Below are 11,539 nucleotides of genomic sequence, written 5' to 3'. Positions count from 1 at the left end.
GAACTCGGCGCATCGTACTGGGTAGTTGTGCGGTGAGGGCCTGCGGAAACGATCCTTGCGCGATCTCTTGACCGCCCCCGCAGGCGCTCTTATGGTCGCGCTACCTCATAGACGTAGGACGTGGGATCTCCCAACCGCCCACTCTCCCCCGGGACTTGGAGACACCGTGAGCGACGCGACCTCTGGACGGGCGCTGCACCGCCGGTCCTTCCTCAAGTACACGGGCGCCATCGGCGCGGCCGCCGCCATCACCACGACCCTCTCCGCCTGCTCGGGCGGCCCGGAGTCGACGACCGACGGCGGGGGCGACTCAAAGGGCTCCCTCGACACCCTGACCGCCGTCATCGGCTACGGCAACGACGGCAGCTGGGACCCGACGCAGACCGCGTCCGCGTTCTCGATGGCGGCCAACCACCACATCTACGAAGGCCTCCTCGACACCGACCCGATCAGCCGCGAGCCCTACGCGGCGCTCGCCACCGAGATCCCGGCCGACCTGACGACCGCCACGAGATGGAAGTTCACGCTGCGCTCCGGCGCGAAGTGGCACGACGGCAAGCCCGTCACCGCCGACGACGTGGTCTTCACCTTCGACCGGATCCTCGACCCGGACACCGTGACCCTCGCCCAGGGCTTCTTCCTGTCCTGGCTGAAGGAGGTCAAGAAGGTCGACGAGCGGAGCGTGGAGCTGGTCCTCAAGTTCCCGTTCCCGGACGGCGCCGCGCGGCTCACCCTCGCCAAGATCATGCCGAAGCATGTGTTCTCCAAGCCGGGCGCGTGGGAGAAGGCCATCGCGGGCCTCGCCGTCGGCTCGGGCCCGTACAAGCTGACCGCGCACCACGCCAAGTCCAACTCCACGTTCGAGGCGTTCGCCGACTACAACGGCCCGCGCAAGGCCACGTTCAAGAAGATGAACTGGCTGACGATCGTGGACGCCGCGCCTCGCGTCGCCAAGATCTCCGGCTCGGGCGCGGGCGCGCAGATCGCGGACAACGTCCCGTACGCCAATATCGCCCAGCTGGAGAAGGACGGCCTGAAGGTCGAGGGCGGCGCCGGGATGAACCACCTGTTCCTGATGTTCAACACGGCCCACAAGCCCTTCGACGACGTCCGCGTCCGGCAGGCCCTGCACTACGCCATCGACCGGGACAAGATGATCTCGGCCGCGCTCAAGGGCCACGGCAAGGCGTCCACCTCGTTCCTCGACGAGGCCAACCCCTCGTACCGCGCGGCGAAGACGGTCTACGCGTATGCCCCGGAGAAGGCCCGGCAGCTGCTCAAGGACGCCGGGGTGACCGATCTGAAGGTCAACCTGATGGCCGTGAACGTCAGTTGGATCGTGGACTGCCTGCCGACCATCGAGGAGTCCTGGCGGAAGATCGGCGTCGAGACCACGCTCGCACCGCAGGAGACCGCCGCCCTGTTCACCAAGCTCGACCAGAAGAAGGACTTCCAGGTCGTCGCGGCCGCCTCCAACCCGAACCAGTTCGGTGTCGAGGCCGACCTGATCATGCACTACAACTACGGGCCCGCGAACCTCTGGATGCAGTACGCCCGTTGGGCCGAGAACTCCGAGGCCAAGAAGCTCTTCAAGCTGATGGAGCAGGCCACCCGCGAGGCCGACGCCGAGAAGAAGAAGCAGATGGTCCAGGAGTACATCGACGTCGTCGCGGAGAACGCCGTGATCTACCCGGTCGTCCACAACGAACTCATGACGGCCTGGGACCCGGACAAGCTCGGCGGCGTCCGCGCGCAGCCGTACCCCGGCATCAACCTGCTCCAGGCAAAACCCGCCAACTAGGCCTGGCAGAGCGGGAGTTCACATGGTTCAGACCGACGTCACGGGGGCGTGAATCCGCATGGTCCAGATCGCCAGGATCCTTCTCCGCCGTATCGCCCTGCTCGTCCCGCTGATGCTGGGCATCGTGCTGTTCGTGTTCCTCGTCATGCGGTTCTCGGACATCGACCCGGCCGCCGCGTTCTTCATGGGCGCCAACCCCACCCCGGAGCAACTGCACCAGTTCCGGCTGGAGAACGGCCTGCTCGACCCGCTGCCGGTCCGGTACGTGGCGTTCGTCGGCGAGCTGCTCCAGGGCGACATGGGCATCAGCGTCCTCACCCGGGCGCCGGTGCTCGACCAGGTCAGCACCGCTCTTCCGCTCACCATGCAGCTCACGTTCCTGGGGCTCGGCATCGGGGTGGTGCTCTCCCTGGTCCTCGGCGTCACCGCGGCCATCTACCGCGACCGCCTGCCGGACCAGCTGATCCGGGTGCTCTCCCTGACCGGTGTCGCGGCGCCCGGGTTCTGGCTGGCGCTGTTGATGATCCAGTACCTGGCGGTGGGCGCGGGCTGGTTCCCGACGAGCGGATACGTCAACCCGGCGGACTCGTTCACCGGCTGGCTGAAGACCATGACACTGCCCGCGTTCGCCCTGTCCCTGCCGGTCGCGGCCCAGCTCACCCGGATCGTGCGGACCGCGGTGGTGGAGGAGCTGGACAAGGACTACGTCCGCACGGCGATCGGCAGCGGGCTCCCGCCGGTCGTCGTGGTCGGGCGGAACGTGCTGCGCAACGCCCTGATCAATCCGCTGACGGTGCTCGGCCTGCGGTTCGGCTATCTGCTCGGCGGCGCGGTCGTCACCGAGACGATCTTCGCGCTGCCCGGCATGGGCAACCTGATGATCACGGCCGTGAAGAACGGCGACCCGGCCGTCGTCCAGGGCGTGGTGATCACCACGGCCGCCGGCTTCGTCGTCGTGAACCTCGCGATCGACATCCTGTATCTCCTGGTCAACCCCCGGTTGAGGAGCGCCGCGTGAGGAACCTGCTGGCCTTTCCCTGTCCGAGGAGCGCCGCTCCCCGTCCGAGGAGCGCCGCTCCCCGCCCGAGGAGCGCCGCGTGAGGACCCGTAAGCAACTGGCGGAGGCACTGTCCCGGCCCGGCGTCCGGCTGCGCGGGTTCCGGCGTCTGCCCCTGCTCTCCCGGATCGCGGTCGGGGTGATCGGCGTCGTCGTCCTGATGGCCGTCCTCGCCCCGCTGCTCGCCCCGCACGACCCGCTCGACCAGGCCGCGATGGCCGACGGCACCGGCAGTCCGTCCGCCGCGCACTGGATGGGCCAGGACAGCCTCGGCCGGGACATCCTCAGCCGGCTGATGTACGGGGCACGGCTCTCCCTCGTCATCGGCCTCGGCGCGACCGTGCTCGGCCTGGTCGCGGGCGCGGCGCTCGGGGCGATCGCGGCGACCTCGCGCAAGTCGGTCGACGAGTTCATGATGCGCTGCCTCGACATCGTCATGGCGTTCCCGGGCATCGCGCTCGCGGCCGTCCTGATCGCGGTGTTCGGCGGCAGCATCCCGGTCCTGATCCTCGCCATCGCGTTCCTCTACACCCCGCCGATCGCCCGTGTCGTCCGCGCCAACGTCATGGACCAGTACGGCGAGGACTACGTGACGGCCGAACGCGTCATCGGCGCCCGCACCCCGCACATCGTCCTCAAGCACGTGGCCGTCAACTGCGCGGCCCCGATCCTGGTGTTCTGCACCGTGCAGGTCGCCGAGGCGATCGTCTTCGAGGCCTCGCTGTCGTTCATCGGGGCGGGGGTGGCGCCGCCCGACCCGTCCTGGGGCAGCGTCATCGCCGACGGCAAGAACATGGTGCTCACCGGCGGCTGGTGGGCCACGGTCTTCCCGGGCCTGCTGATGCTCGTCACCGTGCTCGCCCTGAACGTCCTGTCCGAGGGCGTCTCGGACGCCTGGGCCGCGCCGGCCGCCCGTGACGTGCCGTCCCGGCGGGCGCGTACGCAGGACAAGTGGGAGGCCGCCGAGCCGGGCACCGGCAAGGTCCTCGAACTCCCGGGCCTCACGGAGGCCGCCGCCCGCCTGCGCTCCCGCGCCCGCCCGCTGCCCTCCGGGCCGCCCGTCCTGGAGGTCACCGACCTGGCCATCGGCTTCGACGCCCGGCACGGCGGTACGGACATCGTCGACGGCATCAGCTTCGACGTACGCCCCGGTGAAGTCCTCGGCCTGGTCGGCGAGTCCGGCTGCGGCAAGTCGCTGACCGCGCTCACCGTGATGGGCCTGCAGCCGAAGGGAGCCCGGATAGGGGGCCAAGTCACGTTCGACGGACGGGAGTTGACCGACCTCCCGATGAGCGCGCGGCGCCGTCTGCTCGGCCACGACATGGCGATGGTGTACCAGGACGCGCTGTCGTCCCTGAACCCGTCGATGACGATCCGGGCCCAGTTGAAGCAGGTCATCCGCAGGGGTGGGGCCCGTACGGCCGTCGAACTCCTCGAACTCGTCGGCCTCGACCCGGACCGCACCCTGCGCAGCTACCCGCACGAACTCTCCGGCGGCCAGCGCCAGCGCGTCCTGATCGCCATGGCCCTGTCCCGCAACCCGAAGCTGATCGTCGCCGACGAGCCGACGACGGCGCTCGACGTGACGGTCCAGGCCCAGGTGATCGAGCTGCTGCTTCGCCTGCGCGAGGAGTTGGGCTTCGCCCTGATCCTGGTCTCGCACGACCTGGCCCTGGTCGCAGACGTCACAGACCGGGTGGTGGTGATGTACGGCGGCCAGATCGTGGAGACGGGCGTGACGGCCGACCTGGTGGCCGCGCCCGCCCACCACTACACGCGCGGGCTGCTCGGCTCCGTCCTGTCCCTGGAGTCGGCGGCGCAGCGGCTCACGCAGATCAGGGGGGTTGTGCCGTCTCCGGCAGATTTCCCTTCGGGGTGCAGGTTCGCGGATCGGTGCCCTTCGGCGAGTGGGGTGTGCGGTACGACGGCCCCGGACCTCGCCGGTCCGGGCCGGGCCCACTCGGTGGCGTGCCACCACCCTGCGGTCGCGTTGACGGTGCCGTCTCAGCGGGGAAGCGAGCCGGTGCGGTGAGCGGCGGACGGCACGTTCTCCATCCCCACCCCGCCCCTTCCCGAAATCCTGCGGAGCTTCGGGGGCTCCGCCCCCGGACCCCCGCTCCTCAAGCGCCGGAGGGGCTGTCTTCAAAGGGGCGCGGGGCTGTGACATGTGCGGCTCCGCCGCGGGGCGCGACCAGCCACGACGGCGGGGCGGGCGAAGACAACCCACCGAAGGCGAGGCCAACAAGTGACCGACGCGCTAGTCGAGTTGAAGAACGCCCACGTCGTACACCGAGCCCGCACCGGAGGACTCCTCTCCCGCGACCGGGTGTACGCCCTGACGAACGCCGACCTCACCATCACCCCCGGCGAAACAGTAGGCATCGTCGGCGAATCCGGCTGCGGCAAAAGCACCCTCGCCAAGGTCCTGGTAGGCGTACAGCAACCCACCACAGGAACGGTCGAGTTCGGCGGCCGAGACCTCTGGACGATGCCCCCCGCCGAGCGCCGCGCAGCGGTCGGCACCGGCGCGGGCATGATCTTCCAGGACCCGTCGACCGCCCTGAACCGCCGCCTGACCGTACGCCGCATCCTGCGCGACCCCCTCGACGTCCACCGACGCGGCACACCGGCCGAACGCGAGGACCGTGTAAGGGAGTTGATGTCCCTGGTCGGCCTGCCCGAGGTGCTCGCCGACGGGCTGCCCGGACAGCTCTCCGGCGGCCAGCGCCAACGGGTGGCGATCGCCCGCGCCCTGGCCCTGAACCCCCGCCTGGTCGTCGCCGACGAGCCGACCAGCGCCCTGGACGTCTCCGTGCGCGCCCAGATCCTCAACCTCCTCCTCGACCTGAAGGACCGCCTGGGCCTCGCCCTGGTCTTCGTCTCGCACGACATCCAGACGGTGCGGCGGATGAGCGACCGCGTCATCACCATGTACCTGGGCCGGATCGTCGAGGAGTCCCCCGCCGGCGAGGTCCTCACCCGCTCCCGCCACCCGTACACCCGCGCCCTGTTCTCGGCGACGCCCGGACTGCTCGACCCGATCGATCCGATCCCGCTGGTCGGCCCGGTGCCGTCCGCGACGCGGCCGCCCAGCGGGTGCCCCTTCCGCACCCGCTGCTGGAAGGCGGATGCGGAGTGCGCGGAGCGGATGCCGGACTTCACGGGTTCCGTGGCGGCGGGGAGTCGCTTCCGCTGCCACCACCCCGTGGACGACGGCCAGTCGACCCACGAACTCGTCACCCAGGCCGCCGCCACGGCCGTGCCCCAGGAGGGTTCATGACGCTTCCGGCCACTCCGACCTCGCTGACCGGTGTCGTCCCCCCTGTCTGCACGCCCCTGACACCGGACCACGAGGTGGACGTCGGCTCCCTGGTCCGGCTCGTGGACCATCTGGTGGGCGCGGGGGTGGACGGCCTGTTCGTCCTCGGCTCGTCCTCGGAGGCGGCGTATCTGCCCGACCGTCATCGCCGTACGGTCGTCGAGACGGTCACCGCCCACGTGGCCGGTCAACTCCCGGTCCTCGCCGGGGTGATCGACATGACGACGCCGCGCGTACGGGACCACGTGGACGCCGTGACGGTGGCGGGCGCGGACGCGGTGGTCGTCACGGCGCCCTTCTACACGCGCACGCACCCGGCCGAGATCGCCACCCACTTCCGCACCCTGGCCGCCGCCTCCCCGGTCCCGGTCTTCGCGTACGACCTGCCGGTCTCCGTCCACACGAAACTCCCTGGCGACCTCCTCCTGGACCTCGCGGACGAGGGCGCCCTCGCCGGTGTCAAGGACTCCAGTGGCGACGAGGGCGCCTTCCGCGAACTCCTCCTGGGCGCCCGCGCGCGTGCGGACGTGTCGGGCTTCAGCGTGCTGACCGGCGCGGAACTCACCGTCGACTCGGCGCTCGCGATGGGGGCGGACGGGGTCGTGCCCGGCCTCGGCAACGTGGACCCGGAGGGGTACGTGCGCCTGTACGCGGCCTGCCGCGCGGGGGACTGGGACCGGGCGAGGACCGAACAGGAGCGTCTGTGCGCGCTGTTCGGCATGACCGGGGCCGGCGACCCGTCCCGCATGGGCGGCTCGTCCTCGGCCCTCGGCGCGTTCAAGGCGGCGCTGCACCTGCGCGGCGTGATCGACTGCCCGGCCACGGCGGTACCGCAGGTCCCGCTGTCTCCCCAGGAGGTGGGCGAGGTCGGGAAGTACCTGGCGGCGGCGGGGCTGCTCTAGGGGAGGACGCCCCCTAGGACTCCCCCAGCTCCCTCACCGCGGACCGCCGGAACTCGATCCGTTCGTACGTCCCCGTGTCCCCCGTCTCGTACAGCAGCCCGACCGTACGCCCGTCCACCTGCACCAGGTCCGAGTAGGCGGCCCGAAGCTCGGACACGGTGAGGACCTTCCGGAAGGTCCGCCCGGAATCGTCGCTGCGCCACACGGCCATCGCCTGCCGAGCCGTGGGCACGGACGGACCGGAGAACAGCAACCCGCCCCGCCGCCCGGCGAGTTGCAGCACGCTCGCCTGCACGATCGGCACGTCGTTCAGCGTCGGCTGCACCTGATACGGCCGGTCCAGGGACTCCCCGCCGTCACTTGAATAGGAATCGAGCCGATTCCCGGCGCTCGGCCCGTGCTGGTCACGAGCGCTGAAGTACAGCCGCCCGTCCGGGAGTTGGGCCGCGAGCGACTCGTTCGCGTTGTCCACACCCTCGTACGCGTCCTCCACGAACCCCAGCTCCCAGTTGCGGCCGCCGTCGTCGCTGTAGAGGGCGTGCGCACCGTAGTACTTGGCCTCCTGGCCGGTGTCGGGGGAACCGGCGGGCGGCGCGGAGGAGTGGTTGGACGGTACGACGAGCCGCCCGGCGTGCGGCCCGCGCGTCAGGGCGATCGCGTGGCCGGGCCCGGTGGCGTACCAGCGCCAGTGCTCCGGCTTCACGTCGGCCGTGATGTCCCGGGGCCGCGAGAAGGACCGCCCGTCGTCCCGGCTGGTCTGCACGAACACCCGTCGGCTCTGCTCGGCCGTGGCCTCCCCGCGCATGATCTGCGCCTCGGTGACCTGCCCGCTGTTGTACGAGGTGAGCAGCACGACACGACCGGTGCGCGGGTCGACGACGGGCGCCGGGTTGCCCCGCGTGTCCCCGTCCCCGGCGGCGACCACGCTGAGCGGCCCCCACGTACAGCCCCCGTCCGTGGACCGCTTCACGACGACGTCGATGTTCCCGGTGTCTCCGGCGCCCCCGACCCGCCCCTCGGCGAACGCGAGCAGGGCCCCGCCCGCGGTGCGCAGCGCGGCCGGAATCCGGAACGTGTCGTACCCGTCCTCCCCGGCCCGATACGGCACGGACACCTCGCACCCACGCACGGGCCCGGCGACAGCGGGAGCGTGCGCGCTTGCGGCGGCGAAGGTGAGGACGAGAGCGAGCAGTCGACTGGTACGCAATCCGGCCATGAGCACTCCCTGCGCGCGTAACGGACGTAGAACGTAGGATGCCTCACCGTCCGGTGACGGTACTGGGCTGCGCGGGCCGGGGCAATACCCTTGCGGCTAGCGGAAGTTGGCGGCCTCGACGCCGGGGGCGGGGAGGTCGTAGAGGCGGGTGATGCCGTCGGCGGTCACGGCGAGACGGCGGCCGTGCTCGTCGAGGGCGAGGGTGTCGACGGCCAAGGGCACGGTGACCTGCTCGCCGGTCGCCCGGCAGCGCGCGTCAAGGATTCTGACGTTGCCGCCCCTGGCGGTGGCGAACTGGGTGCCGTCGGCGTTCATGGCCCAGGGCCTCACTCCCTCCGCCGTGCACACCAGCCGCTCTTTCCGCACGTCGAGCACCGACAGCCCGCCCTCCTCGTCGAGCATGACGACCCGGGTGCCGTCGTCGCTCAGGCCCCACCACCACCCGTAGGTGCTCAACCAGTCTTCGGGGATCCCCCTCGTGTCCCCGGTGCGCCCGTCCACCACGACCATGCCGGCGATCATGTACCTGCCGCCGGCGCCCAAGATCACGTCCCCAGGACCGAAGCGGGTGACCCTCTCCAGCTTCCGGACCGGTTCCTGGAAGGAGGAGTCCAGGCGCGGCTTCCCCTTCCAGGGCAGCACGAACGATTCGCGGCCCATCTCGCCCGCCGATCGCACGATGCCGACGAGCAGCGCGGCATCCCGCCGCGCCACCAGCTGGACATCGGAGGACATCGAGTCCACGCCCGGGAGACGGGCACTCCAGGTCTCCGCTCCCGTACGGGTGTCCCAGCTCCGCAACGTGCCGTTCCTCAGGGTCAGGAGCGTGTGGTGCTCGGGCGGACTGAAGACCATGGCGTCGACATCGCCCGTGGCCATCGCGGCGTGCGAGGTGTCCGGCGGCAACGTCGCGCGTACGACGAGAAAACAGACCAGCAGCACCACGGCGGCGAGAGCGGCACGGGTGCGGCGGCGCCGCGTCACCTCAGCTCGGGGCCGCGGAGTCCGGTCCTCGGCCAACTTCCGGTTGGCGAGCCGCTCCTGCAGCCGGACATGGCGGAACTGGTAGGCGCCCGCGGACTGGCGGAGCAGCTGTCGGTCCCGGGCCTCGACGAGGAATCCGCTGAGCCGCCACGGCAGTTGGCCGCGTACGGCGAGCACCGCATGGGCCAGCCGGAACCGCAACCACGCCCGGGTCACGAGCACGAGGACGGTGCAGACCAGCGCGGGCAGCAGGGTCGTCGCCAAGGCCAGGGGTGCTTCCTCGAAGACGTTGGTGCCGTCAGCGGCCCTGGCGAGCAGGTCGAGCGGCGGAGGCTCGTGCTCCCAGCCCGTGAGCGCGGCGAACAGCACCTCCCCGCCGGTCCGCCCGAGGATCAGCAGCGGAACGGCCGTCACCCCGAGAACGACCCCGAAGATCAGGGCTCCGACCAGGGACGCCGTACGGTCCCGCCGCAGCAGATCGAGGGGTCCGGAGCCGCTGGACACCTCGGTGGAGGCGGCGATCCAGAAGTGCACGGCGAACGCCAGGCTGATCGCGGCGGCGATCCCCGCAGCGCTCGCGAGGGTCCAGACGTACTGGTAGGCAGCATTGGTGTCCCACGAGTCAGTGAGGGTGGTGACCACGAGGGAGGAGCCGAGGACCGTCATCGTCAGGATGCCGGTGAGCGTGACACCCGTACGAACTCCCTGGCGCAGCCGGTCGAGGGAGCCGCGCAGGGCGAAGGAGAGCGCGCTCGGTGCCCGGTCCGGTACCGCGTACCAGGTCAGCATCGTCAGAACCGCGGCAACGACGCCCAGTAGCACCGCCAAGTCCAGTGGGCTCCCGTCGTCCTTGTCCACGAGCGGCAAGGTCAGCGAGACGCCGATCATGCCGAGCACCCCCACCACCAGCCCCACAATGATCCCCGCCCAACTGGAAAGCAGCCGTCGGCTCATCTGCCACCACGACAGGTCCCGCTCCCCGTGCTGATGCAGATACGTCGCCAGGAACGTCAGATACCGCTCGGCCTCCTCGGCCCGCCCCCGCCACTCCCCCCGCTCGCCCGCCGCATACGCAGCAGTGACGACGTGATCGACCAGGTGATCCTCGACCGCGTGCGGGCTGTCCAGGTCGAGGAGTTCGGCGGGCCCGGCCGTCCGGTGCAGGTAGACCGTGCGGGCCAGGGACAGGGCCAACGGGGCCGAGAGGGCCACGGCGGCCGGGCTGCCGGGGCGGTCGCGCAGCGCGTCGTACACGGGCTGCCAGTCGACGCCCTCCGGCCAGCTCACCTCGTCCAGATACGCGATGGCGTCCTCCGCGGACACCGGCGCCACCTCGACCACGGGTGCGCGCCGCAACACGGGCGAGCCGCCCTCGATGACGTCCTGGTACTCGGCGGACCGGCAGGTCAGGACCACGCCCAGGCCGTCCCCGAGGGCCGAGTTGAGGGCTCGTACGGCGCTGCGGCGGCTGGGCTCGGGCATCTCGTCGAGCCCGTCGAGCACGGGCAGGAGCATCCGTTCGTCGAGGAGCCGCCGGGGCAGTTCCGGCTGCCCGCCGTAGTAGGCGGTGGCCAGGGTGCGCACCGTCCAGTCGTTGAAGGACTCGCTGACCGGGTCCCAGGTGGAGACGGGCAGCAGGACCGGTACGGGCTGCCGCTGTTCACGGCGGGCGAGCAGGCCGAGGGTGAGCATCGCGGCGAGGACGGTCTTGCCCGCGCCGGGTTCGCCGAGGACGACGAGGCGGCCACTGGGGATCTCCCGGTATCCGGCGGCCAGTCGGGCCGCCGCGTCGTCGAAGGACCCGTCGAGCCGCCCGTCGAGGGAGAGCCGCAGCACCCGCCCGCCGACCTGCGGACCGGCAAGGGCCTCCGGAGCCTCGGCCACGGCGCGGGCGGTGGCGGCCCAACTCAGCGGAATCACCCGGGGATCGCGCAACTGCCGTGCCCTGACCTCCTCCTGCCACTGCGCGCGTACGGTGGCGGCGAGGTCGTCGGCGAGGCTCTCGGGGTCACGCGGCTCCGGTTGGGGCGGCAGCAGCTGGGCCAGCGACACGGCCAGGGCGACCAGTGCGGTCAACAGCCCTGCCATGCCCACGAGTTGGTCGACGGACTCGTCGCCGTCGAGCCGCAGCAGCCACCAGGCGAGGGCCAGGGAGGCGAGGCTCAGCAGGCCGAAGAGGAGAAATCTCGCCCGGCGCCGTCGAATGTGCTGCGGAAGTCGGCTCACCGGATCAAGGTTGCCTGCACCGCCACCCCGTCGG

The 11,539-nt window shown here is 71.0% G+C and carries 7 protein-coding genes; 5 read left to right on the top strand and 2 right to left on the bottom strand.

What is annotated here, in order from left to right; translation table 11 throughout:
• Positions 1-166: 166 nt before the first annotated feature.
• The 5 genes from RCO28_RS00890 to RCO28_RS00870 all read left to right on the top strand — a co-directional run bounded on the left by RCO28_RS00890 (position 167) and on the right by RCO28_RS00870 (position 7,079).
• Positions 167-1,801: an ABC transporter substrate-binding protein gene (locus RCO28_RS00890; protein ID WP_308938945.1), complete on the top strand. Its 1,635-nt coding sequence runs from the start codon at positions 167-169 to the stop codon at positions 1,799-1,801.
• A gap of 58 nt (positions 1,802-1,859) precedes the next feature.
• Positions 1,860-2,819: an ABC transporter permease gene (locus tag RCO28_RS00885; protein WP_308938944.1), complete on the top strand. Its 960-nt coding sequence runs from the start codon at positions 1,860-1,862 to the stop codon at positions 2,817-2,819.
• A 79-nt stretch (positions 2,820-2,898) separates the two neighbouring features.
• Positions 2,899-4,890 (top strand): dipeptide/oligopeptide/nickel ABC transporter permease/ATP-binding protein, encoded by a 1,992-nt coding sequence (locus RCO28_RS00880; protein WP_308938943.1) that lies wholly within the window; start codon positions 2,899-2,901, stop codon positions 4,888-4,890.
• A 213-nt stretch (positions 4,891-5,103) separates the two neighbouring features.
• Entirely contained in the window at positions 5,104-6,138 is a 1,035-nt protein-coding gene (locus RCO28_RS00875; RefSeq protein ID WP_308938942.1) for an ABC transporter ATP-binding protein, read from the top strand.
• Entirely contained in the window at positions 6,135-7,079 is a 945-nt protein-coding gene (locus RCO28_RS00870) for a dihydrodipicolinate synthase family protein (RefSeq protein ID WP_308938941.1), read from the top strand. The genes RCO28_RS00875 and RCO28_RS00870 overlap by 4 nt, the downstream gene beginning before the upstream one ends.
• A 13-nt stretch (positions 7,080-7,092) precedes the next feature.
• On the opposite strand, the gene RCO28_RS00865 is transcribed toward RCO28_RS00870, so the two are convergent.
• Both RCO28_RS00865 and RCO28_RS00860 read right to left on the bottom strand, forming a co-directional pair.
• Positions 7,093-8,295, bottom strand: coding sequence for a sialidase family protein (locus RCO28_RS00865; RefSeq protein ID WP_308938940.1), 1,203 nt, complete (start codon positions 8,293-8,295; stop codon positions 7,093-7,095).
• Between the two features lie 96 nt (positions 8,296-8,391).
• Positions 8,392-11,505 (bottom strand): NACHT domain-containing protein, encoded by a 3,114-nt coding sequence (locus RCO28_RS00860; RefSeq protein WP_308938939.1) that lies wholly within the window; start codon positions 11,503-11,505, stop codon positions 8,392-8,394.
• Positions 11,506-11,539 lie beyond the last annotated feature (34 nt).

Origin of the sequence: Streptomyces sp. LHD-70, assembly GCF_031157275.1 — a bacterium.
Taxonomy (GTDB): Bacteria; Actinomycetota; Actinomycetes; order Streptomycetales; family Streptomycetaceae; genus Streptomyces.
This window is presented reverse-complemented; position numbering and strand designations above follow the sequence as displayed.